Annotated in this window: 24 protein-coding genes and 1 pseudogene; 2 read left to right on the forward strand and 23 right to left on the reverse strand. The window is 70.2% G+C overall.

Annotated features, from left to right (window positions below; all coding sequences use genetic code 11):
- Positions 1–82: 82 nt before the first annotated feature.
- The 20 genes and pseudogenes from pyrF to IMT31_RS01830 form a co-directional block, all read right to left on the reverse strand.
- Complete coding sequence (gene pyrF, locus IMT31_RS01735; RefSeq protein ID WP_413543544.1) at positions 83–1,009, reverse strand: orotidine-5'-phosphate decarboxylase; 927 nt, start codon at positions 1,007–1,009, stop codon at positions 83–85.
- Positions 1,006–4,326 (reverse strand): carbamoyl-phosphate synthase large subunit, encoded by a 3,321-nt coding sequence (carB, locus tag IMT31_RS01740; RefSeq protein ID WP_345355080.1) that lies wholly within the window; start codon positions 4,324–4,326, stop codon positions 1,006–1,008. Before carB ends, pyrF begins: the two co-directional genes overlap by 4 nt.
- A 6-nt stretch (positions 4,327–4,332) precedes the next feature.
- A complete protein-coding gene (gene carA / locus IMT31_RS01745; RefSeq protein WP_345355077.1) occupies positions 4,333–5,538 on the reverse strand; it encodes a glutamine-hydrolyzing carbamoyl-phosphate synthase small subunit in 1,206 nt (401 codons plus the stop codon).
- Positions 5,535–6,113, reverse strand: a complete 579-nt coding sequence (locus IMT31_RS01750; RefSeq protein ID WP_345355075.1) for a hypothetical protein — start codon at positions 6,111–6,113, stop codon at positions 5,535–5,537. Before IMT31_RS01750 ends, carA begins: the two co-directional genes overlap by 4 nt.
- Entirely contained in the window at positions 6,110–7,474 is a 1,365-nt protein-coding gene (locus IMT31_RS01755; protein WP_413543545.1) for a dihydroorotase, read from the reverse strand. Before IMT31_RS01755 ends, IMT31_RS01750 begins: the two co-directional genes overlap by 4 nt.
- The gene (locus IMT31_RS01760) at positions 7,471–8,439 is read right to left on the reverse strand and encodes an aspartate carbamoyltransferase catalytic subunit (protein ID WP_413543546.1); all 969 of its coding nucleotides are present in this window, start codon (positions 8,437–8,439) and stop codon (positions 7,471–7,473) included. Before IMT31_RS01760 ends, IMT31_RS01755 begins: the two co-directional genes overlap by 4 nt.
- A complete protein-coding gene (gene pyrR, locus IMT31_RS01765) occupies positions 8,436–9,026 on the reverse strand; it encodes a bifunctional pyr operon transcriptional regulator/uracil phosphoribosyltransferase PyrR (RefSeq protein WP_345355066.1) in 591 nt (196 codons plus the stop codon). Before pyrR ends, IMT31_RS01760 begins: the two co-directional genes overlap by 4 nt.
- A gap of 153 nt (positions 9,027–9,179) precedes the next feature.
- Positions 9,180–9,590, reverse strand: coding sequence for a transcription antitermination factor NusB (gene nusB, locus IMT31_RS01770; RefSeq protein WP_345355063.1), 411 nt, complete (start codon positions 9,588–9,590; stop codon positions 9,180–9,182).
- Between the two features lie 10 nt (positions 9,591–9,600).
- Positions 9,601–10,164: an elongation factor P gene (gene efp, locus IMT31_RS01775; protein ID WP_345355060.1), complete on the reverse strand. Its 564-nt coding sequence runs from the start codon at positions 10,162–10,164 to the stop codon at positions 9,601–9,603.
- 88 nt (positions 10,165–10,252) lie between these two features.
- Positions 10,253–11,395 carry a 3-dehydroquinate synthase gene (gene aroB, locus IMT31_RS01780; protein ID WP_413543547.1) on the reverse strand — a complete coding sequence of 381 codons (1,143 nt, stop codon included), beginning with the start codon at positions 11,393–11,395 and terminating at the stop codon, positions 10,253–10,255.
- The gene (locus IMT31_RS01785; protein WP_378109510.1) at positions 11,392–11,973 is read right to left on the reverse strand and encodes a shikimate kinase; all 582 of its coding nucleotides are present in this window, start codon (positions 11,971–11,973) and stop codon (positions 11,392–11,394) included. The genes aroB and IMT31_RS01785 overlap by 4 nt, the downstream gene beginning before the upstream one ends.
- Positions 11,970–13,214, reverse strand: a complete 1,245-nt coding sequence (gene aroC / locus IMT31_RS01790) for a chorismate synthase (protein WP_345355054.1) — start codon at positions 13,212–13,214, stop codon at positions 11,970–11,972. The genes IMT31_RS01785 and aroC overlap by 4 nt, the downstream gene beginning before the upstream one ends.
- Before the next feature lie 51 nt (positions 13,215–13,265).
- Positions 13,266–14,153, reverse strand: a complete 888-nt coding sequence (locus tag IMT31_RS01795) for a shikimate dehydrogenase family protein (protein ID WP_413543548.1) — start codon at positions 14,151–14,153, stop codon at positions 13,266–13,268.
- A complete protein-coding gene (mltG, locus tag IMT31_RS01800) occupies positions 14,146–15,495 on the reverse strand; it encodes an endolytic transglycosylase MltG (RefSeq protein WP_413543549.1) in 1,350 nt (449 codons plus the stop codon). The genes IMT31_RS01795 and mltG overlap by 8 nt, the downstream gene beginning before the upstream one ends.
- Positions 15,476–15,994 (reverse strand): Holliday junction resolvase RuvX, encoded by a 519-nt coding sequence (ruvX, locus tag IMT31_RS01805; RefSeq protein ID WP_413543550.1) that lies wholly within the window; start codon positions 15,992–15,994, stop codon positions 15,476–15,478. The genes mltG and ruvX overlap by 20 nt, the downstream gene beginning before the upstream one ends.
- Positions 15,995–16,002: 8 nt before the next feature.
- A complete protein-coding gene (gene alaS, locus IMT31_RS01810) occupies positions 16,003–18,732 on the reverse strand; it encodes an alanine--tRNA ligase (protein ID WP_413543551.1) in 2,730 nt (909 codons plus the stop codon).
- Between the two features lie 7 nt (positions 18,733–18,739).
- Positions 18,740–19,105, reverse strand: coding sequence for a hypothetical protein (locus IMT31_RS01815; protein ID WP_345355039.1), 366 nt, complete (start codon positions 19,103–19,105; stop codon positions 18,740–18,742).
- Positions 19,106–19,219: 114 nt separating this feature from the next.
- Positions 19,220–19,846: pseudogene (rpsD, locus tag IMT31_RS01820) on the reverse strand (30S ribosomal protein S4).
- A 224-nt stretch (positions 19,847–20,070) separates the two neighbouring features.
- Complete coding sequence (locus IMT31_RS01825; protein WP_413543552.1) at positions 20,071–20,586, reverse strand: general stress protein; 516 nt, start codon at positions 20,584–20,586, stop codon at positions 20,071–20,073.
- Positions 20,587–20,627: 41 nt separating this feature from the next.
- A complete protein-coding gene (locus IMT31_RS01830) occupies positions 20,628–22,094 on the reverse strand; it encodes a replication-associated recombination protein A (protein WP_345355030.1) in 1,467 nt (488 codons plus the stop codon).
- Positions 22,095–22,135: 41 nt separating this feature from the next.
- On the opposite strand from IMT31_RS01830, the gene dtd reads away from it, so the two are divergent.
- The gene (gene dtd / locus IMT31_RS01835; RefSeq protein ID WP_413543553.1) at positions 22,136–22,588 is read left to right on the forward strand and encodes a D-aminoacyl-tRNA deacylase; all 453 of its coding nucleotides are present in this window, start codon (positions 22,136–22,138) and stop codon (positions 22,586–22,588) included.
- Here the strand turns inward: dtd and IMT31_RS01840 are convergent.
- From IMT31_RS01840 to aspS, 3 genes are read right to left on the reverse strand one after another with little or no spacing between them, the layout of a single operon-like run.
- Positions 22,585–23,304, reverse strand: a complete 720-nt coding sequence (locus tag IMT31_RS01840; RefSeq protein WP_413543554.1) for a DUF4232 domain-containing protein — start codon at positions 23,302–23,304, stop codon at positions 22,585–22,587. The two genes, dtd and IMT31_RS01840, sit on opposite strands and share 4 nt — an antisense overlap.
- Before the next feature lie 20 nt (positions 23,305–23,324).
- The gene (locus IMT31_RS01845; protein ID WP_345356702.1) at positions 23,325–23,531 is read right to left on the reverse strand and encodes a hypothetical protein; all 207 of its coding nucleotides are present in this window, start codon (positions 23,529–23,531) and stop codon (positions 23,325–23,327) included.
- A gap of 1 nt (position 23,532) precedes the next feature.
- Entirely contained in the window at positions 23,533–25,380 is a 1,848-nt protein-coding gene (gene aspS, locus IMT31_RS01850) for an aspartate--tRNA ligase (RefSeq protein WP_413543555.1), read from the reverse strand.
- A 114-nt stretch (positions 25,381–25,494) separates the two neighbouring features.
- Here aspS and IMT31_RS01855 point away from each other — a divergent pair, with 114 nt between their 5' ends.
- On the forward strand, positions 25,495–26,787 hold the full coding sequence (locus IMT31_RS01855) for an APC family permease (protein WP_345356696.1): 1,293 nt from the start codon (positions 25,495–25,497) through the stop codon (positions 26,785–26,787).
- Positions 26,788–26,794 lie beyond the last annotated feature (7 nt).

Below are 26,794 nucleotides of genomic sequence, written 5' to 3' on the forward strand. Positions count from 1 at the left end.
TGGACGTAAGGTACCCGATGTATCCCGTTCAGGTCTGCAGTCCACCGCCGGGGCCGCGAACTTTACCGAACGGTGACCCGGGTCAGCCGTCCTCGGCAGGAACCGACAACTCAGCCACCGCGGCCCGGATGCCCTCGCGCAGACCGTCCATCTGGGGCCCCCGCGCCAGGATCGCCCGGCTGGAGGTGGCCAGAACGGACGGCCAGGCGGCTCCGAAACCGGCCCGCATGGAGGCTCCGGAAGCACCCTGCGCACCGAAGCCAGGGGCCAGCAGGGCGCCACGCACCCCGGCCAGGTCGAGGCCCAGCCGTGACGCCTGCTCTGCCACGGTGGCACCGACCACGAGCCCCACCGGGCCGAGGGCAGGACGCGTCCCCCCGTCGGTCTGCGCCGCGAGGGCCCGGGCGTTGTCCCCGGCGGCCGCCTCCGTGATGACCCGCGCCACGGCGTCACCAGCGGCACCGGCGTGCTGCACGGAGGCTCCCTCCGGGTTGGACGTGAGCGCCAGGATGAACACGCCGCGGCCGGTGGCCTCCGCCAGTTCCACGGCCGGGGCCAGGGAGCCGTAGCCGAGATAGGGGCTCAGCGTCACGGCGTCGGCGGCCAGGGGCGCGTCGTCAGCGAGCCACGCCTCGGCGTAACCAGCCATGGTGGAGCCGATGTCACCCCGCTTCGCGTCGGCGATCGTCAGTACCCCGGCCTGGCGGGCCCGTCGCAGCAGGCGTTCCAACACGGCCAGTCCGGCCGAGCCATGGCGTTCGAACAGGGCGACCTGTGGCTTGAGGGCTGCCACGGCGATCCCGTCCGGCCCCTCGGCGGCGGCCTCCAGAGCGGTCATCGAGAACCGTTCCAGTCCCACGGGCGTGTCCGGGAGGTCCCAGTCCGCCAGCAGCTGCGGGTGCGGGTCGATCCCCAGGCACAAGGGCCCGGCGGCGTGCATCGCGGCCGCCAGCCGGGCACCGAACGGGACCCGGCCGGCGCTGTTCACCTGGCCTGCGGGACTGCTCACGAGGCGGTACCGGACCGCTCGATCGCAGCGGCCAGCCGCGCGTCGTGCTCCTGCAGTGAGGTGACGTCCCATGCATACTCGCGCTGGGCCTCGATCGCCTGGATCGCAGCGCCGAACTCGGACAGCGTGGTGATCATCGGCACACCGATGGAGGTGGCGGCCGCCCGGATCTCGTAGCCGTCCCCGCGGGACTCCCCGCCGGACGGCGTGTTCAGCACGAGCGAGATCTCCCCGGCCTCGAGGCGTTCGAGGACGGTCCCCCCGGCATGGTGCTCGGCGTTGTCCGCGATCTTCGCCACCACGTCCGCCTGCACGCCGTTGCGGCGCAGCACCTCAGCGGTGCCACCGGTGGAGACGATGGTGAAGCCCAGGTCGATCAGCCGCTTGACGGGCATCACGATCCCGCGCTTGTCCCGGTTCGCCACGGAGACGAAGACGGTACCGGACAGGGGCAGGGGGTTGTTGGCCGCGGCCTGGCTCTTGGCGAAGGCGGTGTCGAAGTACTTGTCGATGCCCATCACCTCGCCCGTGGAGCGCATCTCGGGCCCGAGCAGGGAGTCCACCACGCGGCCCTCCGGGGTGCGGAACCTGGCGAACGGCAACACGGCCTCCTTGACGGCCACCGGGGAGTCCAGCGGCAGGGTGGAGCCGTCATGACCGGAGGGCAGCATGCCCCCGGCCCGCAGGTCTGCGATGGACTGTCCGGTGCCGATGAGGGCGGCCGCCTTGGCCAGCTGCACACCGGTGGCCTTGGAGACGAACGGGACCGTGCGCGAGGCGCGCGGATTGGCCTCGATCACGTAGAGCACGTCCGAGGCCAGCGCGAACTGGATGTTGATCAGCCCGCGCACGCCGACTCCCGCGGCGATGCCGAGGGTCGCCTCGCGCACCCTGGCCAGGGTGTCCGGGCCCAGGTTGATCGGTGGCAGGGCACACGCCGAATCGCCGGAGTGGATGCCGGCCTCCTCGATGTGCTCCATGATGCCGCCGATGTACAGGTCCGTGCCGTCGTAGAGGGCGTCCACGTCGATCTCCGTGGCATCCTCCAGGAAGCGGTCCACGAGCACGGGGTGGTCCACGGTGATCTCCGTGGCGTTCTCGATGTACCGGGACAGGGACTCCTCGTCATAGACGATCTCCATGCCACGGCCGCCGAGGACGTAGGACGGACGGACCAGGACGGGGTAGCCGATCTCATCCGCCACCCGCTTGGCGTCCGGGAAGGACACGGCGGTGCCGTTCTTCGGGGAGACCAGTCCGGCCTGATCCAGGACGCGGGCGAACTCGCCGCGGTGCTCGGCGAGGTCGATGCTCTCCGGCGAGGTGCCCAGGATCGGCACGCCGGAGTCGGCAAGCTGCTGGGCCAGCTTGAGCGGGGTCTGGCCGCCGAGCTGGACGAACACGCCGAGCACCCCGCCGGAGCGCTCCTCGGCCGCGATGATCTCGAGGACGTCCTCCAGGGTGAGCGGCTCGAAGTAGAGCCGGTCGGAGATGTCGTAGTCCGTGGAGACGGTCTCCGGGTTGCAGTTGACCATGACGGTCTCATACCCGGCCTCCCGCAGCGCCAGCGACGCGTGCACGCAGGAGTAGTCGAACTCGATGCCCTGGCCGATCCGGTTGGGACCGGAGCCGAGGATGATCACCGAGGGCTTGGCGTGGTCCGTCACCTCGTCCTCGACGTCATAGCTGGAGTACCGGTACGGGGTGTAGGCCTCGAACTCGGCGGCGCAGGTGTCCACGGTCTTGTAGACGGGGCGGATGCCCAGCGCGTGGCGCACCCCCCGGACCACGGCCGGGTCCATGTGCCGGAGCTGACCGATCTGGTCGTCCGAGAAGCCGTGCCGCTTGGCATGGCGCAGCACGGTGGCGTCCAGTTCCGGTGCCGCGGCCACATCCGTGGCCACCTCGTTGATGAGCTGCAGCTGGTCCAGGAACCATGGGTCGATCTTCGTGGCCTCGAAGAGCTGTTCCAGGCTCGCACCGCCCAGCAGGGCCTGCTGCACCTGGGCCAGCCGGTCCGTCGTCGGGACCTTCGACTGCTCCACCAGAACGGCCACCTCGTCCACGGACGGGACGGCGTCCCCGGTGAAGCGCAGCTCGGCGCCCTTCTGCTCCAGGGAGCGCAGGGCCTTCTGCAGTGCCTCGGTGAAGTTGCGGCCGATCGCCATGGCCTCGCCGACGGACTTCATGGTGGTGGTCAGCGTGGGATCCGCCGCCGGGAACTTCTCGAAGGCGAAGCGCGGGACCTTGACCACCACGTAGTCGATGACCGGCTCGAAGGACGCCGGGGTCTTCTGCGTGATGTCGTTCGGGATCTCGTCCAGGGAGTACCCGAGGGCCAGCTTCGTGGCGATCTTGGCGATCGCGAAGCCGGTGGCCTTGGAGGCCAGGGCCGAGGAGCGGGAGACGCGCGGGTTCATCTCGATGACGATGATGCGGCCGGTGGCCGGGTCCACCGCGAACTGGATGTTGCAGCCGCCGGTGTCCACCCCGACCTCGCGGATGACGGCGATCGAGATGTCCCGCATCTTCTGGTACTCGCGGTCCGTCAGGGTCATGGCCGGGGCCACCGTGATCGAATCTCCGGTGTGCACGCCGACCGGGTCGAAGTTCTCGATGGAGCAGACCACCACGACGTTGTCATTGCGGTCCCGCATCATCTCCAGCTCATACTCCTTCCAGCCGAGGATGGACTCCTCGAGCAGGACCTCGGAGGTCGGGCTGTACTGGATGCCGGCGCCGGCGATGCGGCGCAGGTCCTCCTCGTTGTAGGCCAGGCCGGAGCCCAGCCCGCCCATCGTGAAGGAGGGACGGACCACCATGGGGTAGCCGAGGGTCTCGGCCGCCGCGAAGGCCTCGTCCATGCTGTGGACGATCACGGACTTCGCCGACTCGGCGCCGCAGCGCTCCACCACGCCCTTGAACTTCTCGCGGTCCTCACCGAGCTCGATCGCCTCGATGTTCGCCCCGATCAGCTCCACGTTGTACTTCTCCAACACCCCGTTCTTGTCCAGGGCGATGGCGGTGTTCAAGGCGGTCTGGCCGCCGAGCGTGGGCAGGACGGCGTCCGGGCGCTCCACGGCGATGATCTTCTCGACCACCTCCGGGGTGATGGGCTCCACGTAGGTGGCGTCCGCCAGCTCCGGATCCGTCATGATGGTGGCCGGGTTGGAGTTGACCAGGACCACGCGCAGGCCCTCCTCCTTGAGGACCCGGATGGCCTGGGTGCCGGAGTAGTCGAACTCGGCGGCCTGGCCGATGACGATCGGGCCGGAGCCGATGACCAGGACGGACTGCAGATCGGTGCGCTTGGGCATGCGGGCTCAGGCTCCTTCGGCGGGGTTGGCAGGGTTGGCGGGATTGGTTGGGTTGGCTGAGTTGGCGGCGTCCATCAGCTCGATGAAGCGGTCGAACAGCGGGACGGAGTCGTGGGGTCCGGCCGCGGACTCGGGGTGGAACTGGACGGAGAACGCGGGGCGGTCCAGCAGCCGCAGGCCCTCCACCACCTGGTCGTTCAGGGACCAGTGCGAGACCTCCACGCGGCCGTACTTCTGCTCGGGTGCCGTGACCGGCTCCCCCAGCGGCGCGTCCACGGCGAAACCATGGTTCTGTGAGGTGATCTCCACCCGCCCGGTGGTCTTGTCCATGACGGGCTGGTTGGGGCCACGGTGGCCGAAGGGCAACTTGTAGGTGTCGAAGCCGAGCGCACGGCCGAAGACCTGGTTGCCGAAGCAGATGCCGAAGAACGGCAGGCCGGCGTCCAGGACCTGTCGGGTCAGCGCCACCTGTTCGTCTGCCGTGGCCGGGTCGCCGGGACCGTTGGAGAGGAACACGCCGTCCGGGTCCAGTGCGGTGATGTCCTCGAAGGTGGCCGTGGCCGGCAGCACGTGCAGGCGGACGCCCCGGGAGGCCAGGTGGCGCGGCGTGGCGGCCTTCAGCCCCAGGTCCAGCGCCACCACGGTGTGCAGGGGTTCACCCGTCCAACCGTGCTCGGCTGGCTCCACCATGTACGACTCCGCCGTGGTGACCTCCTCCGCCAGCCGGGCGCCGGCCATGGACGGCTGGGCCGCCACCTCGGCCACGAGGTCGGCGAGCGGCCGCTGGGCCGCCTCTCCGGAGAAGATCCCCGCCTTCATGGACCCCGCGGAACGCAGGTGCCGGGTGATGGCACGGGTGTCCACCCCTTGGATCCCGACGACGCCCTGGGCCTCCAGCTCCTCGTCCAGGCTGCGTTCGGCTCGCCAGTTCGACACCCTGCGGGCGGCATCCCGCACCACGTAGCCGGCCGCGAAGACGGCCCGCGACTCCGCGTCCTCCGAGGTCACCCCGGTGTTGCCGATGTGCGGGAAGGTCTGCACGATGATCTGCCGGGCGTAGGAGGGATCCGTCAGGGTCTCCTGGTAGCCGGTCATGCCGGTGGTGAAGACGGCCTCACCCAGGGTGGTGCCGGTCTGACCGTAGGCGTGGCCGTGGTGGGCGGTGCCGTCGGCCAGGACCAGCACGGCGGGCGCGCGGTTCAGTAGGCTCACGAGTTGTTCTCCATCTTCGGGTCTGTCGGGTCTGTCTGGTCTGTCGGATCTGTCGGGTCTGTGGTGGTGCTGATGAGCCCGGTCAGGGCGTCGAGCAGGGGGTCGCGGTCCTGGGCGGCGCGGGTGCGGAAGCCGGTGGTGACCTCCTGGCCGTCCAGCGTCCAGGTCACCACCACCAGCCCGTCCTTCTCCACGAATTTGCCGCTCATCCCGGCATCCAGTCCGGCCTGACGAAGGTCCGCACGGGGGATGAAGAGGTTCTGGCTGCCCTCGCGCAGCACGGCGACCCCGGCGGGGTGCACCTCCAGGCGGGCGTTGGTGCGCAGGCCCAGGCTGTGGACGGCGATCCGGTCCAGGTAGTCCTGTCCGCGCACGGTGGAGACGTACATGCCCTCGGCCGCCGCCAGGGGTTCGCCCTCGAGGACCGCCGCTGGCACGGAGGCTGGGGCGGCCACGTCCTGCTGGCGTCGCTTGCGGTTGCGCCAGCCCCACCACATCAACAGGACGATCAGCGCCACACAGATGACGGTCACGGCCCCGATGAGGGCGTATTCGGTGTTGAACGCGTCGTTCACTGCTGGGTGATTCCTGTCTGGTGGTTCGGGCGAGGCGTGGCCAGGGCGCGGTCACGGACCACGGGATGGCCGTGGTTGAACACGTCGGTGACCTGTCCGGGCAGCTCCATGCCGCGGTAGGGGCTGTTGCGGGACTTGGTGGCGTGTGTGTCCGGGTCCACCCGGCGCGAGGCCGAGGTGTCGTAGACCGTCAGATTGGCCGGGGCACCGATCTCGAACGTGCCCTCCGCGGAGATCCGGCCCTGGTCCGCCAGCCGTGCGATCCGGGCCGGCGTGGAGCTCAGGATCCGGGAGATGCCGGCCCAGTCCATCAGTCCGGTGTCCACCAGGGCCAATTGCGCCACGGGCAGGGCGGTCTCCAGCCCGGTCATGCCCATGGCAGCCACGGTCCACTCGCACTCCTTGGTCTCCGCGGTGTGCGGCGCGTGGTCGGTACCGATCGTGTCGATGGTTCCGTCCGCCAGGCCCTCGCGCAGCGCCATCACGTCCGCCTCGCGGCGCAGCGGCGGGTTGACCTTGTAGACCGGGTCATAGCTGCGGACCAGTTCCTCGGTGAGCAGCAGGTGGTGCGGGGTGGCCTCAGCGGTCACGTCGATCCCGCGCTCCTTGGCCCAGCGGATGAGCTCCACCGAGCCGGCGGTGGAGACGTGGCAGACGTGCAGTCGGGACCCCACGTGCTGGGCGAGCAGCACGTCCCGGGCGATGATGGCCTCCTCCGCCACGGCCGGCCAGCCGGCCAGGCCGAGCACCGAGGACAGGGCGCCCTCATTCATCTGGGCGCCGTCGGTGAGCCCCGGTTCCTGCGCGTGCTGGGCGATCACGCCGTCGAAGGCCTTGACGTACTCCAGGGCGCGCCGCATCATCACCGGGTCGGCGACGCACAGCCCGTCATCGGAGAACACCCTGACCTGGGCCCGGGACTCGGCCATGGCGCCCAGTTCGGCCAGGCGCTCCCCGCCCAGGCCCACCGTCACGGCGCCCACCGGGTGGACGTCGCACCAGCCGGCCTCGCGGCCCAGCTGCCAGACCTGTTCGACGACCCCGGCCGAGTCCGCGACCGGCGTGGAGTTCGCCATGGCGTGGACCGAGGTGAAGCCGCCGAGCGCCGCGGCGCGGGTGCCCGTCTCCACCGTCTCGGCGTCCTCACGGCCCGGCTGGCGCAGGTGGGCGTGCAGGTCCACGAGGCCGGGCAGGACCAGGCGGCCCCGTGCCTCGAGCACCTCGGTGTCCGCCGTCGTCGGGATGTCCTGCCCGACGGCGGCCAGCAGGCCGTCCTCGATGAGGACATCCGCGGTGCTGCCGTCCGGCAGGGTGCCTCCGGCGATCAGGTGGCGGCTCGGGGACAGGGGTGAGGCGCTCATGCGGACTCCTTCTGGTTCAGCAGCAGGTACAGGACGGCCATCCTCACGGAGACGCCGTGGGTGACCTGTTCCAAGGCGGTGTTGCGGACGGAGTCTGCCGCGGCGGCGGAGATCTCCAGACCGCGGTTCATGGGCCCGGGGTGCATGATCACGGCGTCCTCCACGCCCGAGGCCTCGAGCCGTGCCAGACGTTCGTCCGTCAGGCCCCAGGACCGCGTGTACTCCGCGGCGGAGGGGAAGAACGCGTCATGCATCCGCTCGGACTGCACGCGCAGCATCATCACGGCGTCCGGCGCGGCGGCCAGGGCCTCGTCCAGGGAGTAGGTCACGGTGCAGGGCCAGTCCTCCACCCCGACGGGAACGAGCGTGGGCGGCGCGGCCAGGATGACCTGGGCCCCCAGGGTGGTCAGGAGCCACAGGTTGGAGCGGGCCACCCGGGAGTGCAGGATGTCCCCGACGATCACCACCCTCATCCCGGTCAGGTCCGTGCCGTGGGCAGTGGTCCCGTGACGCCGGGCCAGGTGCCGGCGCAGGGTGAACGCGTCCAGCAGCGCCTGCGTGGGGTGCTCGTGGGTGCCGTCCCCCGCGTTGACCACGGCGGAGCGGACCCACCCGGAGTCAGCGAGTTGGGCGGCGGCCCCCGAGCCCCAGTGCCGCATCACGATCGCGTCGGCGCCGATGGCCTCGAGGGTCTGGACCGTGTCCTTGAGGGATTCGCCCTTGGAGACCGAGGTGCCCTTGCCGGAGAAGTTGATGACATCCGCGCTGAGTCGCTTGGCCGCCGCCTCGAACGAGATGCGGGTGCGGGTGGAGTCCTCGAGGAAGAGGTTGACCACGGTGCGGCCGCGCAGGGCCGGCAGCTTCTTGACCTCGCGGCCGGAGACGGCGGCCATCTCCTCCGTGGTGTCCAGGATCCGCAGGGCGTCCTCGAGCGAGAGGGCCTGGGTGGAGAGCAGGTGCTTCACCGGGCGGCCTCCACATCCGCGATGGACACCGTGTCCTCGGGATGCTCCGGACCGTCGGTCTCGACGAGCCGGACCTGGACGCGCTCGGCGGTGGAGGTCGGCAGGTTCTTGCCCACGAAGTCGGCCCGGATCGGCAGCTCACGGTGGCCGCGGTCCACCAGCACGGCCAGTCTCACCGCGGCCGGACGGCCACTGTCATTGAGGGCGTCCAGTGCCGCCCGGATGGTTCGTCCCGAGTAGAGCACATCATCCACCAGCACCACGGTGGCCCCATCGATCCCGCGCTCTGGCAGCCGGGTCGGAGCGGGGGTGCGGGAGGTGGAGCGGCGCAGGTCGTCACGGTAGAGGGTGACGTCGAGCTGACCGGTCGCCGCGGAGGCGTCGAATCCCGGATCGATCCGCTCCAGCTTCGCGGTGAGGCGTTCGGCCAGTGGAACGCCGCGGCGCGGGATGCCCAGGACCACCAGGGAGTCTGGACCCTTGTTCGACTCGAGGATCTCGTGCGCGATCCGGGTCAGTGCACGATCGATGTCCGCTGCCGTCAGGACCTGACGGACGGTGCGCACGGCGCGGCTCTCAGCCTGCACGCATGCCTCCTTCCCCGCCTCACAGGACGGAACTTAAAGGAAACGCAACCCCTGCTGGGGTGTGCCTGGTCCGGCGTCCACTTTAGCACCGCGGAGCACCGGACCCCGCTGTCAGTCCGACAGTGTCAGCCCAACAGGTTCAGCCCAACCGTGTCAGTCCAACAGGGTCGGCTTGAGCTGCTGGAGCCGGCCCAGCAGTCCGTTGACGAAGTCCGGGGAATCGTCCGTGGACAATTCCTTCGCCATGGCGACGGCCTCGGACACGGCCACGCCGTCCGGCACATCGTCATTGAAGAGCAGTTCCCACGCGCCGATCCGCAGGATGCCGCGGTCCACCGCGGGCATGCGTTCCAGGGCCCAGCCCTGCGCGTAGGAGGACAGGATCTCGTCGATGCGTTCCTGCTCCGCCACCACGCCCTGGATGATCTCCACGGTGTACGGGTTGATCACCTGTTCCGTGGACGCCCGGCGGGAGCTGACTCCCGCCTCCGGGGCGGTCCCGCGCTGCTCGGCCTCGAAGAGGATGTCCAGCGCGCGCCGCCGTGCCTTGCCTCGTGCACTCACGGACGCGCCGTCAGTCGTTCACGCGGCCGAGGTAGTCACCCGTGCGGGTGTCCACCTTGACCTTGGTGCCCTGGTCCACGAACAGCGGGACCTGGATCTCGTAGCCGGTCTCCACGGTGGCCGGCTTGGTGCCCGCGGAGGAACGGTCACCCTGCAGGCCCGGCTCCGTGTAGGTGATCTCCAGCACCACGGACGGCGGCATGTCCAGGTACAGCGGGGTGCCCTCGTTCATGGCGATGGTGACCTTCTGGTTCTCCAGCATGAAGTGTGCTGCGTCCCCCACCACGGCCGGCAGCACCGTGATCTGGTCATAGTTGTCCAGGTCCATGAAGACGAAGTCCTCGCCATCCTGGTACAGGTACTCGTAGTCCGAGCGGTCCACGGTGGCGGTCTCGATCTTGGCGCCGGCGTTGAAGGTCTTGTCCACGAGCTTGCCCGTGGTGATGTTCTTCATCTTGGTGCGGACGAATGCCCCGCCCTTGCCCGGCTTCACGTGCTGAAACCCGATGACGTTCCACAGGTGACCGTCCATCTTCAGCACGGTGCCGTTCTTGATGTCATTGCTTGTTGCCACTGTCATTCTCCGTTACGTCTGGGTGGGCCGGTCGATGGCGTCGACGCGGCGCGCGGCGAAGTCCAGTCGACCATTCTAAGGGATGGAGCTACTCCGCGATCTCCTGGTAGGCCGCGAAGAGCAGGGAGGCATCAGGGACGTCATAGGTGGTGGGCCTGGCCAGCCCGTCCAGCAGCACGAACCGCAACTGGTCCCCCCGGTTCTTCTTGTCCCGGCGGATCCCGTCCAGCAGGGTCTCCCAGCGATCGCCCGCGTACCTGGTCGGCAGCCCGAGCGACTCGAGGATGCTGCGGTGGCGATCCGCGGTGGCGTCGTCCAGCCGTCCCACGGAGCGGGCCAACTCGGCCGCGAAGACCAGCCCCACGGAGACGGCGGCACCGTGGCGCCACTGATAGCGTTCGGCGAGCTCGATGGCGTGAGCCAGGGTATGGCCGTAATTGAGCATCTCCCGCGGCCCGGATTCGCGCAGATCGGCTGAGACCACGTTCGCCTTCACGGCGATCGACCGTTCGATGAGTTCCCGCAGCTGATGCGAGTGGGGATTCTGGGCCTGTTGCGGGGAGGCCTCGATGATGTCCAGGATCTTCGGGTCCGCGATGAAGCCGCACTTGACGACCTCGGCCAGCCCGGAGACCAGCTCATTCGGCGGTAGGGTCAGCAGCGTGTCCAGGTCCGCCAGGACGCCCGCGGGCGGGTGGAAGGCCCCCACCAGGTTCTTGCCCTCGGCGGAGTTGATGCCGGTCTTGCCGCCCACCGCGGCGTCCACCATGCCGAGCAGGGTGGTGGGGATGTGCACCACGCGCACCCCGCGGAGCCACGTGGCTGCCACGAAGCCCGCCACGTCGGAGACCGAACCGCCACCCACGGAGACCACGGCGTCCGATCGGGTGAAGTCGTTCTGTCCCAGGACCTGCCAGCAGAAGGCCGCCACCTGGATGTGCTTGCCCTCCTCGGCATCCGGGATCTCGGCGGTGAGCGATTGGTACCCGGCGGTCTCCAGGTCCGCCTTGACCACGTCACCGGTGGCGCGCAGTGCCCGGGGGTGGATCACCAGGATGCGGCGTACCGAAGGACCCAGCATCTGCGGCAGACGGCCCAACAGGCCGTTGCCCACCACCACGTCATAGCCCCCGGAAGCCCCCGCCGCTGATCCCCCCGAGACCGGGATGACAGTGGCATCGTCGTCGGCCTCGAGGGGCGCTGCGGTGGACGGGACGTTCGGCTCGGTCATGGATGGACACTCCTGTGGTCTTCGGATGCGGATTCCGCCGTGCGTATCAGGCGGATGACCTGTTCGGCCAAGTCGGTGGTCGAGCGGCCGGTGGTGTCCACCGTCCACTGGGATACCTCACGGTACAAGCCGTGGCGTTCAGCGAGGATGCGCCGCCAGGTGCGGCCGGGGTCACCGGCCAGCACGGGGCGGCCGGCGCCACCGTCGAGACGTTTCAGGGCGGCACCCTCGTCCACCGTCAGGTAGACCACATGGGAGCCTCGCGCCAGGCGGTCACGGGTGAGGGCGCTGAGCACGGCCCCGCCGCCGAGGGACAGCACGCAGGGCGCGGCTCGGGAGAGCACCTCCCCGATGACGTCCTCCTCAGCCTGACGGAAGGCCGGTTCGCCCCGCGTGGAGAAGTAGTCGGCGATGGGGCCGTACTGGGCCACGAACAGGTCGTCGGCGTCCAGACCCTGCAGCCCGAGACGGCGGGCCAGGACGGTTCCGAGGGTGGACTTGCCGGAACCCATGGGCCCCACCAGCACGACCCGCCGATCAGGAGACCAACAGGGCGCGCCGCTCGCTGCGCGGCTCACTGCAGCGGATCGCCCATGGGTGCATCAGCCGCAGAGTCCGCGGCGTCGGCCCCCGGCAACGGCAGCGGCTCGAGGGAGGCCACGAAGGACTGGAGGTTGCGCCGCGTCTCCGTCACGGAGTCGCCGCCGAACTTCTGCAGCACGGCCTGCGCGAGCACGAGGGCCACCATGGCCTCGGCCACCACACCGGCCGCCGGGACGGCGCAGACGTCCGAGCGCTGGTGGTGTGCCTTGGTCTCCTCCCCGGTGGAGGTGTCCACCGTCCGCAAGGCCCGGGGAACGGTGGCGATCGGCTTCATACCCGCACGGACGCGGACCACTCCCCCGGTGCTCATCCCGCCCTCGATGCCCCCGGCGCGGTTGGAGGTGCGCACGGGGTGGCCATCGGCGCCGCGCTCGATCTCGTCGTGGGCCGCGGTGCCACGTCGGGCCGCGGTGGTGAAGCCGTCACCCACCTCAACGCCCTTGATGGCCTGGATGCCCATCAGCGCACCTGAGAGCATCGAGTCCAGACGCCGGTCCCAGTGCACATGGCTGCCCAGGCCCACGGGGACGCCGTAGGCCAGGACCTCCACCACGCCGCCGAGGGTCTCGCCCTCCTTGTGGGCGGCGTCCACCTCGGCGACCATGGCATCCGAGGTGGACTGGTCGAAGCAGCGCAGCGGATCGGCATCCAGGGCGGTGACGTGTTCCGGGGCGGGCAGCGCAGCGCCCTCCGGCACGGAGACGGTGCCCACCGAGGTGGTGTGGGACACCGTGTGGATGCCCAGTTGCGCGAGGAAGGACGAGGCCACCGTGCCGAGGGCCACCCGGGCCGCGGTCTCGCGGGCCGAGGCGCGTTCCAGCAGCGGACGCGCCTCATCGAAGCCGTACTTCTGCATCCCGGCCAGGTCGGCGTGGCCGGGGCGCGGACGGGTCAGTGCCGCATTGCGGGCGACTCCCTCGAGCTCTTCGGGGTCCACAGGGTCGGCAGACATGACCCGGTCCCACTTCGGCCACTCGGTGTTGGCGATCTCGATGGCCACGGGTGAGCCGAGGGTCGAGCCATGGCGGACGCCACCCACCAGGGTGACCTGGTCCTGCTCGAACTTCATGCGTGCTCCGCGGCCATAGCCGAGACGGCGGCGCGCCAGGGCGTCCTGCACCATTGAGGTGGTCAGGGGGATGCCCGCGGGCATCCCTTCGATGATTCCAACGAGTGCGGGCCCATGAGATTCGCCCGCTGTCAACCAGCGCACCATGGACTCGATTCTCTCATGGTCCCGCAGTCATGCCGGACCGTGTGAAGGCGTTCAGCGCTCGGGGAGGTCGAGCGCGGCCGCCATGGCGGTGATGACGGCGGCCCAGTCCGGCGTGGTGCCGGCCGGCAGGGCCCGGGCGGTGAACAGGCGCACCTGCTCGACCGCCTGGTAGAGCAGCATCTCCAGTCCGCTGACCACCTGGCCTCCCCCGGACTCCCAGGCCGCGGCCAGTGCCGACGGCCAGGGATCGTAGGCGGCGTCCAGCAGCGGAGGCAACGTTCCCGGGCCCGCGTCTGTGACAGTCAGCAGCTCCGCCGTCGGATCCGCGGCCCGCGGGGGCAGGGTGGCCACCACGGCGCGGAAGCCGGGCGCCGAGGCAGGGAAGTCATGGAGCAGCCGGATCTCCGGGGACAGGCCGAAGCCACGGGCGAGCTCCGCGTGCTCGGCGGCCTTGGCCGGAGTTCGGACGAAGAGGTCCACGCCGGTCAGGCCCATCAGGTGGGCGGCGGCGATGGCCGCGGCGGCCGTCCCCCCGCCGCCCAGGACTCCCATCCTGCCGCCGGTCACCGACCTGTCATAGCCGGCGAAGGCCAGGGCCTCCACGATCCCCTCGACGTCCGTGTTGTACGCCGTGGTGGTGCCGTCCTCCTCCCAGGCCACCGTGTTGAGGAAGCCGAGCCGCTCGGCCCGCGGGGAGAACCGGTCCACCTCACGCATCATCGCGGACTTCAACGGCATGGTCACGGACAGCCCCAGCCATTCGCCCCTGAGACCGGCCATGTGGGCGGGCAGGTCCTCCGGCGTCACGTCATGGGCGTCATAGTCGACCTCCAGGCCCAGGGCCCGGTAGGCGGCCCGGTGCAGGGCCGGAGACCTCGAATGCGAGATGGGATGCCCGAGCACACCGGCCGTCCAGTTGGTCGCGTCTCCGCTAGCCACAGATCTCCTCATTCTCGGCACAGTAGTCGCGGTACTCCTGCTGGTAGACGCGATGCTGCTCGTAGTCCTCGGCGAACTTCGTCTCACCGGTCTCGATGTTGGTGGTCACCCAGTAGTAGAACTCGCTCTCCTCCGGGTGGGCCGCTGCGTCGAGGGCCTGCGTGGACGGGGCTCCGATGGGTCCCGGCGGCAGGCCACGGTGGGCGTAGGTGTTGTACTCGTTGGAGGCATCCCGCTTGTCCTCCTCCGAGAACTGCAGCTGACGCTGGCCCAGGCCGTAGATCACCGTGGCGTCGATCTGCAGGTACCCGCCGGTCTCCGGGTTGTCCGGGTGCAAGCGGTTCTCGATGATGCCGGCCACGATCGGGTAATCGTCCGTCAGCGCCTCTGCCTCGAGGATGGAGGCGATCGTGACGGTGCGGAACTGCTCCGCCTCGTCCGTGATGCCCTGCTCCTCGAGTTCGGCCATGGTCGGCTCGATCATGAGGGCGAAGACCTCGGCCGGCTCGGCGTCCACCGGGAAGCGGTACTCACCGGGGGCCAGGTAGCCCTCCAGGCTGGGCGCCTCTGCCGGCAGTCCGTAGTCCTCCGGGTTCTCCGCCGCGGCCTCGAGATCCTCCACGGAGATGCCGGTGGAATCGCTCACCGCCTGCATCGCCTCGTTCAGGCGCATGCCTCGGTTCACGGCCACGTAGTGGACCTGCCCCTGGCCCTCCCTCAGCAGGATGGACGCGGCGTCCGAGGCCTTCATCTGCTGCTTCAGCGGGTACTCACCCGCCTGAATCGAGTTCTCGGAGCGGGACTGGTTGACGGCCTCGATGAACGCCCCGCTGCTGGCCACGATGTCCTCGTCTGCCAGCCGGTTGCCGATCGCCAGCGCCCCCTCACCCTCGTTGACGGTGAAGGTGACGTCCTGGCCGCCGGGGCCGGGATAGTCCTCGGCGGCCGGCGAGGGCAGGATCCCCCGCAGCGCGAAGGACAGCCCGGCCACCAGCACCACGAAGGCGGCGAAGGCGGAGATCAACACGATGTTCCGGCGACGGCGGCGCTTGCGCCGAGCGTCCCGCTTCGCCTGTGCGTCCGGGGACCGGTCCCGATTCACGGTGACTGTCTGGTAGCCCTTGCGCCCGGCGGGACGGACGATGACGGGCTCCTGCGAGGCTCCGGCGTCCTCAGCCTGTTGGTACCGGCCGTCCGGTGAGGCATCCGGATACTCGCGCAGGTCTTCTCCGACCACCGGTTCTGGCGCGGGGGGAGTCTCGTCCGACTGGCGGCGGCGCATCTCGCGCCGGGTCAGAGGAGCATCCTCCTCACGGGGTCCTTCAGGAGTCAGATCGGCCACGGGTCCCATCCTCTCCATCGGGCGCGGGCAGAGCGACGGGACGCCCGGCGTCCCGCTGGAGTGATTGTTGCATATTCAAGGCCTGCTCGAGGATCTGTACCGCCGCCACCTGGTCCACCACGGCCCGGTGTGACCGCGTGTCCCGGCCGGCCTCCCGCAGCTGGCGGTGGGCGGAGACGGTGCTGAGCCGCTCGTCCACCAGGTTGACGCGCGCCGGACTGCCGGCGGCCCCGAGTTCGGCGGCCAGGTCCTGGGCGTACTGCTCGGCATCCTGGGTGGATGCCGTGGAACGACCCTGCAGGTTGACGGGCAGGCCCACGTAGACCACCACGGCGTCCCGCTCCAGCGCCTCCCGGACAATCAGGCGCCGGCAGGACCCCTTCTTGGGGTCACGCTTCAGGGTCCGGACCGGGGTGGCCAGGATGCCGTCCGGGTCAGATGCCGCCAGGCCGACCCGGGCCTGCCCCACGTCCACCCCGAGCCGGACTCCCCGTTGCACCTCTCCGCTCACGCGCCCGCGGCCCCAACGCCGGCAGCCACAGCGTCTCGCACCGCGGCCAGGGCCTCCCCGATCTTCGAGCCGTCCTGGCCGCCGCCCTGCGCGACGTCATCCTTGCCGCCGCCACCGCCGCCGAGCACGCCGCAGGCGGTCTTGACCAGGGCACCGGCCTTCAGCCCGGCGTTCCGCGCGGCCTGGTTGGTGCCGATGACCACGAGGGGCCGGCCCTTGGCCGTTCCGGCCATGGCCACGACGGCGGGGGTGCCCGCCGCGTTGCCGGAGGCGCTCTCGAGCCGGGAGCGCAGGTCCAGGACGAGGGACCGCAACTCGTCGCCCGAGCCGACCGGGCCGGCGTCGTGGGCCAGCAGCCGGACCGTGGCCCCGGTGCCGGAGACGTCCACGGCCTGCTCGACCAGGCGGCCCGCCTCGGCCTGCAGCTGGGCGGCCCGCAACGCGGCGAGCTCCTTCTCGACCTCCTTGAGCCGGGCCAGCGTGCCGGCCACGCGATCCTTCACCTGGTCCGCCGGGACCTTCAGCAGGCCGGTCAACTCGTTGACGAGCGTCCGCTCGGTGGCCAGGTGGCGGAAGGCGTCCAAGCCCACGAGGGCCTCCACGCGGCGATTGCCGGAGCCCACGGACTGCTCGCCGAGCAGGGCCAGGGAGCCGATCTCCGCCGTGGCGCCGACGTGTGTGCCGCCGCAGAGCTCGCGCGACCACGCGCCGTTGACCTCGACCACCCGGACGCGGTCCCCGTACTTCTCCCCGAACAGGCTCATGGCGCTGAGGCCGCGGGCCTCCTCCAGGGACATCTCCCGGGTGATGACGGAGTGGTTGTCCCGGATGGCCAGATTGGAGACCTCCTCCACCTCGGTGCGGGCCATCTCACTCATGGCCTCCCCCCAGCGGAAGTCGAAGCGCAGGTAGCCCTCCTTGTTGAAGGATCCGGACTGGGTGGCCTCCGGGCCGAGGATCTGGTGCAGGGCTGCGTGCACCAGGTGGGTCCCCGTGTGGGCCTTCTGCGCGTCCAGCCGGCGCTGCAGGTCGATGGCGCCCACAGCGGTGGCGCCGGCCGGGACCTCGCCCTCGGTGACCTTCACCCGGTGCACGCTGAGTCCCTTGACGGGGGCCTGGACGTCCATGACCTCGAGGACGAATCCGTCCCCGGTGATGTGCCCGGTGTCCGCGGCCTGGCCACCGGCCTCGGCATAGAACGGGGTGGCGTCCAGCACCAGCTCGAGCTCCTGGCCCGCCGCCGCCGAAGCCACCTGTTGCCCGCCGGCGAGCAGCCCGCGGATGCGCGATTCGGTGGTGTGCTCGGTGTACCCGGTGAAGACGGTCTCCCCGGAGGCCTGCAGCTCGCGGTAGGCCGAGGAGTCCACGTGCCCGGACTTCTTGGACTTGGCGTCCTGGCGGGCTCGGGTGCGCTGCTCGGTCATGAGCTCGCGGAACCCGGCCTCGTCCACCGGGACTCCGGCCTCCTGGGCCATCTCCAGGGTGAGGTCGATCGGGAAGCCGTAGGTGTCATGCAGCTCGAAGGCGTCGGCCCCCGAGATGCCGGTGGAGCCGGTCCGGGCGGCCGCCACTGCGGAGTCCATCCGGGCGGTGCCCGCGGTGATGGTGCGCAGGAACGCCCTCTCCTCGTTGTAGGCGACGCGGGAGATCCGCTCGAACTCCTCCCCGATCTGCGGGTAGGTCCCCTGCATGGCGTCCCGTGAGGCCGGCAGCAGCTCGGGCAGCACCGGATCGGACACGCCCATCAGGCGCATGGCCCTCACGGCACGGCGGATCAGGCGGCGCAGCACGTAGCCGCCGCCCTCGTTGCCGGGAACCACGCCGTCCGTGATGAGCATCAGGGCCGAGCGGACGTGGTCCGCCACCATGCGCAGGCGCACGTCATCCGTGTACTTCGGGTCCGCGGGGTCCTCCGTGGAGGAGTACTCCCTGCCGGCCAGAGCCGCGGCGCGGTCCAGGACGGGACGGACCTGGTCCGTCTCATACATGTTCTCCACGCCCTGCAGGATCATGGCGAGACGTTCGAGGCCCAGGCCGGTGTCGATGTTCTTGTGGTCCAACTCGCCGGCCACGGTGAAGTCGGTCTGCGAGTTGACCTCGGAGAGCTGGTACTGCATGAAGACCAGGTTCCAGATCTCCATGTAGCGGTTCTCGTCCGCCGAAGGACCACCCGCGCGGCCGTACTCCGGGCCCCGGTCATAGAAGATCTCCGAGTCCGGACCTCCGGGACCGGGCTGACCGGTGTGCCAGTAATTGTCCTCCTTGCCCAGGCGCTGGATGCGCTCGGCCGGGACGCCGACGTCCTCGCGCCAGATGCGCTCCGCCTCGCCGTCCTCCTCGTACACCGTGACCCACAGCCGTTCCGGGTCCAGGCCGTAGCCGCCCTGGTCCTGGTGGGTGGTCAGCAACTCCCAGGCGTAGGGGATCGCCTTCTCCTTGAAGTAGTCACCGAAGGAGAAGTTGCCGCACATCTGGAAGAACGTCCCGTGCCGGACGGTCTTGCCGACCTCCTCGATGTCCGCCGTGCGGATGCACTTCTGCACGCTGGCGGCCCGCTGGTACGGCGGGGTCTCCTGGCCCAGGAAGTACGGGATGAAGGGGACCATCCCGGCAATCGTGAACAGCAGTGACGGTTCCGGGGAGACCAGCGAGGCCGAGGGGACGGTGGCGTGGTCCTTCTGGGCGAAGAAATCCAGCCAGCGGCTGGCGATGTCCTGCGACTTCATGGCTGTGCTACGACTGCTTTCGTGGTTCGGTGGAGGGGGCGGCGGGGGTCTGGGTGGCCGTCCCCGGAATGATGGTATGCCCCGGGTCCTGGGCCGGCGTGGAGGACTGCGGGGTGGGATCCGCCAGGGTGGAGGAGAGCGTCTTCCACGCGGGGACCTCCTCCCGCAGCTGATAGGCGAAGGACCTGGCGCTGGAGGCCAGAGCCGTCGCCGCGGCCTGGCCGGCGCTGCGGCCGATGGTCTCGGGGTTGAACGTGTTCCGGAGCGTCTCCTCGGCCCGCACGGCGGCCGCATCCCGGCCCTTGCTGAGGACGGTGTGGCCGAGCCAGCCGACGGCGGCCCCCACTCCCACCAGCATGACGCGCTTGATCACGGCGTAGTCCTTTCGGTTCGATGCCTGGTCCACCCTACCGGGATGGGGCTTAAACACCGGAACCCGGCGCCCCTGTTGGGGACGCCGGGTTCCGGTGTGGTGCGGTGCAGACGATCAGCGCGCGTAGTACTCCACCACGAGCTGCTCCTCGCAGGTCACGGGGACCTCGGAGCGCTTCGGGCGGCGGGACAGCTTGGCCTGCAGCTTCTCGATCTCGACGTCCAGGTACCCCGGGACCGCCGGCAGCACCTCCTGGTGGGCGCCGGTGGCGGAGATCTGGAAGGGGACCATCTTCTCGGAGCGGGAGTGCACGTGGATGAGCTGGCCCTCCTTCACGCGGAAGGACGGACGGTCCACGCGGGCACCGTCCACCACGATGTGGCGGTGGACCACCATCTGGCGGGCCTGCTGGATGGTGCGGGCGAAGCCGGCGCGCAGCACGAGGGCGTCCAGGCGCATCTCGAGCAGCTCGACCAGGTTCTCACCGGTGGCCGGAGGTGCGCTTGGCCTCTTCGAAGTAGCGGCGCATCTGCGCCTCGCGGATGTTGTACTGGGCGCGCAGGCGCTGCTTTTCCTTCAGGCGCACCGAGTAGTCGGAGTCGGCCTTGCGGCGCGCGCGGCCGTGCTGGCCGGGGCCGTACGGACGGCGCTCCATGTACTTCTCGGCCTTGGGCGTCAGGGCAATGCCGAGGGGGCGCGCGAGTGGCGCACAGTGCGGCGGGTACGGAGGTTGGAAGCCACGAATGGACCTTTCTTGTCAGGCGGCACGGTTCTGGTTTGTCTCCGGTCCTGACACGGTCATGGGGGCTCCCACGGTGTGACAAGGTTGGACCGGAACCTGGCCTCCTGCACGTCCACGAGGAGAGCTGAGGGGCATGCCGCTGCCCGTCATTGCTACAGCGCCGCACCTGTGAGGACGAGATGAAGACCGGCGACGCTTGCCAGACAGCGGATCAGTCTACCAGCTACCGGGTGCCCTCCGTGTCCTCCGGCATCGGCTGACCGTCGGCCACCTGTGCGGCCAGCGTGATGTGAGTGGCCTCCACGAGCACGTCATAGGACTCGGCCTCCATGACCTGGATGGAGGAGAAGTCACGGCGGCCGCGGGTGGCGGCGTGGCCCAGGGCCCCGAAGACAGCACCCCAGACGGCACCGAAACCCAACGCCAACAGGATCATCATGAGTCCGGAGGCCGGAGCGAGGATCAGGAACAGCAGGCCGATCATCAGACCGAACCAGAGTCCGCCCAGGGCGCCCCGCCCGGCGGCCCTGCCGGTGGTCATCCGGCCGGTGATCTGCTCCACGGACCGCAGGCCGGTCCCGACGATCCGGGACTTCTCCACCGGGAAGCCGCCGTCCGAGAGGCGGTCCACGAGTTCCTGGGCCTGCTCGTAGGAGGCCACCGTCTTGAGGATCCGGTAGTCCATCTCGGCGGTGTTCGGCACGAGGCGGCCGGCGGATCCATTGCTTGGCGTGGTCATGGGACGTCCTCCTTGATCCAGCGGGTACGAACGCCTCCAGTCTAGTCTCGTGGCCCCGTGACGCCGCCGGTCTCGGTGCCCCGGATGATGGAGCGCAGGTGCTGCACCCTCTCCCCCAGGTTGCGCTCCACACCGTGCTGCGTGGGCTGGTAGTAGTCCTTGTCCCGGAGCGTGTCCGGCAGGTACTGCTGGCGGGCCACCCCGTGTGGGGCGTCGTGGGAGTAGACGTAGCCCTTGCCGTGGCCCAGTGCCGCGGCCCCCGGGTAGTGGGCGTCCCGCAGGTGCGCCGGAACCTCCCCGGACAGGCCGGCACGCACATCCGCCACCGCTGCGTTGATGCCGGCGTAGGAGGCGTTCGACTTGGGCGCTGTGGCCAGGTGGACGGTGGCCTCGGCCAGCACCAGCCGCCCTTCCGGCATGCCGATCAGCTGGACGGCCTGGGCGGCCGCCACGGCGGTCTGCAGCGCGGTCGGATCCGCCATCCCGATGTCCTCGGACGCGGAGATGATCAACCGGCGCCCGATGAACCGGGGGTCCTCCCCCGCCTCCAGCATCCGCGCCAGGTAGTGCAGGGACGCGTCCACGTCCGAGCCGCGGATGGATTTGATGAAGGCGCTGATCACGTCATAGTGCTGGTCCCCCGCCTTGTCATAGCGCAGCACGGCCCGGTCCATGGCCTGGGCGGCATCCTGCAGCGTGATGGCGGGCCGCGCATCCTGCGCGTCTTCGTCTTCGTCCTCGAACCGGTCCAGAGCCACCCCGGCGCTGGCCTCGAGCGTGGTCAGTCCGCGGCGGGCATCCCCCTGGGCCATGCGCACCAGGTACTCGCGGGCCTCGTCCAGCAGGTCCACCGTGCCGTTCAGGCCGCGCTCGTCCTCCACAGCGCGGTCCAGCAGTCCGGCGATGTCCGCGTCCGTGAGTGGCTTGAGCGTCAGCATGATGGAGCGCGAGAGCAGCGGGGCGATCACGGAGAACGAGGGGTTCTCGGTGGTGGCCGCCACGAGCACCACCCAGCGGTTCTCCACCCCGGGCAGCAGCGCGTCCTGCTGGGCCTTGTTGAAGCGGTGGATCTCGTCCAGGAACAGCACCGTGGTGCGGCCGTACAGGTCACGGTCGTTCAGCGCCTGGTCCATGACCTGCCGGACGTCCTTGACACCGGCACTGATGGCGGAGAGCTCCACGAACTTGCGGCTCGGCCCCCGCGCGATCACGGTGGCCAGGGTGGTCTTTCCGGTGCCGGGCGGACCGTACAGGATCAACGACGACGGCCCCGCACCTCGAGCGCCCGGCCCGCCGGCCGCGCCCTCCGCCAGCTTGCGCATCGGGGAACCCTGTTTGAGGAGGTGCTGCTGGCCCACGACCTCATCCACCGTGCGCGGACGCATCCGCACCGCCAAGGGGGCACTCGGGCGTTCCCGGCCGCCCGAGGAGGCGCCGTCGCCGTGCGTCTCGGGATCCCCGTCATTCTCGGGATCGGCACCGCCGAAGGCACTGAACAAATCACTCACCGCCCCAGCCTAGTGCCAGTCCGGTGCGTCAGACTGGAGACATGAGAGCAGTGCTGCAGAGGGCGACGTCCGCCTCCGTGACCGTGGACGGCGAGGTGACCGGAAGGCTGGAGTCCCCCGGGCTGGTGGTGTTGCTGGGGGTGTCCGTGGAGGACACCGAGGCCGAGGCCGTCCAGTTGGCGGAGAAGACCGCGAACCTGCGGATCCTGGGGGACGAGTCCTCTCTGGTGTCCGCCGGTGCCGGTGCCCTGGTGGTCAGCCAGTTCACCCTCTACGGGGACGTCCGCAAGGGCCGCCGCCCCTCCTGGTCACGGTCGGCGAGGGGCGAGGCCGCCGAACCGCTGTATGACCGGTTCATCTCCGAGCTGGAGCGCCTGGGCGTGCCCGTGGAACGCGGGGTGTTCGGGGCCATGATGGAGGTGGCTCTGGTCAACTCCGGGCCGTTCACGGTGTGGGTGGACACGGACGAGTTGAAGGGCCCTCGGCGGACTTAGCCGGAGTCCGGCTCTGCCTCGGCATCGTGCGGCAGGAAGGGGCCGACCTTCACGGTGGTGAACATCGAGAGGTCGGAGGCCACCTCGGCGGCCCCCGAGACCACCAGGGTGTCCGCACCACGGAAGGGCTGCAGGAACAGCTCTCCCAGGGGCTCTGACTCCGCACCACCCAGGGCACCGGTCCACTCCACCGAGAGCTGCGCGGACTCCCCCGCACCGAGGTCGAGGACCTGGGGCACGTACTCGTCCCCACCCGGCAGATAGTGGCCGTGCAGATCCATAGGGTTCTGCTGGAGCTCGTTGACGAAGGGGTTTCCCCACGCGCCGCGAGCCCCGAGCCCCGGGTAGCCTCGGACGGCGCAATCCGTTGCCCCCGTGTTGGTCACCGTGAGGTGACCGTACCGGTGGCCCATGGCGGCGTCCTGGAACGTCAGGTCCGCGGTGAGGTCCTGGCGGGTACACGCCTGGTCCACCGGATCGGAGGACGCCGGGATGCGGAGCAGGGCGCGCCGGGCCTCCCCGTCCAGGTCGTCCACCGGGGTCACCGGAACATCGCCGGGCTCGGCCCAGTCGGCCGGCACCTCGGATTCGTGGGCCTCACCCACCGCGGCGGGGGCGCGGTCCTGCGGGATCGGTGTGGCCGGCGTCGTGGTCTCCTCCGCGCTGGTCTCCGCAGTACAGCCGGACAACATCGCAACCAGCAGTAGTGCTGGCACGACGGTGGCGCGCCGGGAACTCACCGCTGGCGCGCCGCCCACACCTTGACCACGATGTACTGGGCCACCATCCCGCCGCCGATGGACAGGATCCAGCGCACCCACACCGGCCAGTCGGTGGTCGAGTCGATCAGCATGCTCAGGCCGAAGACCACGATGAGGACCGGCAGCAGCCGGACCGCCGTCGGGGGGACGGTCCGGCGCGCACCGCCCTCGTGTTCAGCCACGTCAGGCACCCGTGGTGTCGGCGGAGTCCTGGGGGGCCTTGGCTGCTGGGGACGGTGCCTGATCCGGTTTCGGCTTCGCGTCCACACCGGCCTCCTTGCGCTGCTGCTCCGTGATGGGCGCCGGGGCGGCGGTCAGCGGGTCATAGCCGTTGCCGGTCTTCGGGAAGGCGATGACGTCCCGGATGGAGTCGGTGCCGGCCAACAGGGCGACGATGCGGTCCCAGCCGAAGGCGACGCCACCGTGCGGCGGCGCCCCGTACTTGAAGCCCTCCAGGAGGAAGCCGAACTTCTCCTGGGCCTCCTCCTGGGACAGGCCCATGACCTCGAAGACCCGCTCCTGCATGGCCTCCTGGTGGATACGGATGGAGCCGCCGCCCACCTCGTTGCCGTTGACCACGATGTCATAGGCGTAGGCCAGCGCCGAGCCCGGATCCGTGTCGAAGGTGTCGGCGAACTCGGGCTTCGGGGAGGTGAAGGCGTGGTGCACGGCTGTCCACTGGCCGGCACCCACTGCCACGTCTCCCGAGGCCACGGCGTCCGCGGCGGGCTCGAACATCGGGGCGTCCACGATCCACACGAAGGCCCAGTCGGCCTCGGCGGCGGGGACCTCCGGGCCGGCGTCCTTGATGAGGCCGACGCGGTGGCCGATCTCCACGCGGGCCGCACCGAGGATGGCGCGGGAGGACTTGGCCTCGCCGGCGCCGAAGAAGATGCAGTCGCCCGGGAACGCGCCGGTGGCGGCGGCCAGTCCGGCCTTCTCCTCGTCCGAGATGTTCTTCGAGACCGGGCCGGTCAGCGAACCGTCCTCCTGGACGAGCACGTAGGCCAGGCCCTTGGCCCCGCGCTGCTTGGCCCACTCCTGCCAGGCGTCCAGGGTGCGCCGCGGCTGCGAGGCCCCGCCCGGCATCACCACGGCACCCACGTACGGCGCCTTGAACACGCGGAACGGGGTGTCGGCGAAGTACTCGGTGAGGTCTGTCAGCTCCAGCCCGAAGCGCAGGTCCGGCTTGTCCGAGCCGTACTTCTCCATCGCCTCGCGGTAGGTCATGCGGCGGATCGGGGTGGGCACGTCCACGCCCACCAGGGACCAGACGGACTTCACGATCTTCTCGCCGAGCGCGATGACGTCGTCCTGCTCCACGAAGGAGGCCTCGATGTCCAGCTGGGTGAACTCCGGCTGGCGGTCCGCGCGGAAGTCCTCGTCCCGGTAGCAGCGGGCGATCTGGAAGTATTTCTCGATCCCGCCGACCTGAAGCAGCTGCTTGAACAGCTGCGGAGACTGGGGCAGGGCATACCAGGAGCCCGGGGCCAGACGGGCCGGGACCACGAAGTCGCGGGCACCCTCCGGGGTGGAACGCGTCAGGGTGGGGGTCTCGACCTCGATGTAGCCCTCGTCATGCAGGAGGTTGCGGGCGGCCCGGTTCACCTCGGAGCGCAGGCGCATGATGCGGGCCGGCTCGGGACGGCGCAGGTCCAGGTAGCGGTGGCGCAGTCGGGCCTCCTCACCGACCTCCACGTGCTCGTCGATCTGGAACGGCAGCGGGGCCGCCGTGTTGAGCACCGCCACGGTCTCCGTGATGAGCTCGACCTCGCCCGAGGGCAGGTTCGGGTTCTCGTTGCCCTCCGGGCGGCGCTCCACGGTTCCGGTCACCTGGAGGACGAACTCGTTGCGCAACGGATCGAAGTCCTTCTCGTCCCGCACCACCACCTGGGCGAAGCCCGAGGCGTCCCGCAGGTCCACGAAGGCCACCCCACCGTGGTCGCGGCGGCGCGCCACCCATCCGGTGACGGTGACGGTCTGTCCGATGAGCGAGGCGTTGAGCTCGCCCAGCTGGTGGGTGCGCAGCACTGATGGTCCTTCCGGTCCCGGCGGAGTCAACCGGGTGTTTCGATGAGCGTGGTAAAGACATACTCGTCCCGCTCAGGCGGGACGGTTCCCGAATGATTCTAGTGGGTGGAGTGCATGGCCCTTCAACGACGTCTCGGCCTTCCCGGTGCCGTGGTCATCGGCATCGGTTCCATGGTGGGCGCCGGCGTGTTCACCGCCCTCGGCCTCGCCGCGGCGCAGGCCGGCGCCCTGCTCCTGCTCGCCCTGCTCCTGGCGGGCGTGACAGCGTGGATCAACGCCACCTCCACCGCCCAGCTGGCCGCGGTGCACCCGACCTCCGGCGGCGCCTACACCTTCGGCCGGCGCCAGCTGGGGCCGTGGGCAGGTTTCCTGGCCGGTTGGGGCTTCGTGACGGGCAAGTCCGCCTCCATCGCCGCCATGGCCTACACCTTCGCCCTCTACGTGGTCCCGGGCGCCGGGACCGGAGGCGCCGACTGGACGGCGCGCTGGGTGGCGGTGGCCGCCGTCGTGCTCCTGACGGGGGTGAACCTGCTCGGTATCACCCGCACGGTGCAGGCCACCGTGGCGATCGTGGTGCCGGTGGTGCTGATCCTCGCTGTGGTGATCACGGCGGGGTTCCTCTCCCCCGGGGCCGACGCCGGCCCGGCCGGTTCCGCGGCCGGCTCACCGGGAGCGGATCCCGGGGACCCGGGGCTGTGGGGGGTGCTGCAGGGCGCCGGGCTGCTGTTCTTCGCCTTCGCGGGCTACGCCCGGATCGCGACGCTCGGTGAGGAGGTCCGCTCCCCCCGGCAGACCATCCCCCGGGCGGTCTTCGGTGCCCTGGCCTTCACGCTCGTGCTGTACGTGCTGCTCGCGGTCAGTCTGGGCCGGGCCCTGGGTTTCGAGGGGCTCGGTGCCTCAGCGGCTCCCGTGCGAGATGCCGTGGCGGTGTTGTTCGGGGAGGGCTGGATCTGGCTCGCGGTCCTCGGGGCGGCGCTGGCCTCGCTGGGATCGATGCTGAACCTGGTGGCGGGACTCTCCCGCACCGGGCTGGCCATGGCCCGCGAGGGAGACCTGCCGCGTGCCCTGGACCGGGTGTCCGCCCGAACCTCGGTACCGTGGGCCGCCCAGGTGGCGGCCGGCGTGGTGGTCATCGCCCTGCTGCTGACCGCTGACGTGCTGACTGTGGTGGGGTTCTCCTCCTTCGGCGTGCTGGTGTACTACGCCGTGTCCAATCTGGCGGCCTTCACCCTGACCGAGCGGGTGGTGCGCGCCCCGCGCTGGGTGAACCTGACCGGCCTGGTCCTGTGCCTGCTGCTGGCGTTCACCCTCCCCTGGGTGTCCGTGCTGGTGATGGTGGGAGTCTTCGCCGTGGGCCTGGCCGGGCGGGGACTCCGCCTCTGGAGCGCGCGTCCCGTCCGACGTTAGGATCACG

It is taken from the genome of Citricoccus nitrophenolicus, assembly GCF_047305825.1.
GTDB classification, from domain to species: domain Bacteria; phylum Actinomycetota; class Actinomycetes; order Actinomycetales; family Micrococcaceae; genus Citricoccus; species Citricoccus nitrophenolicus.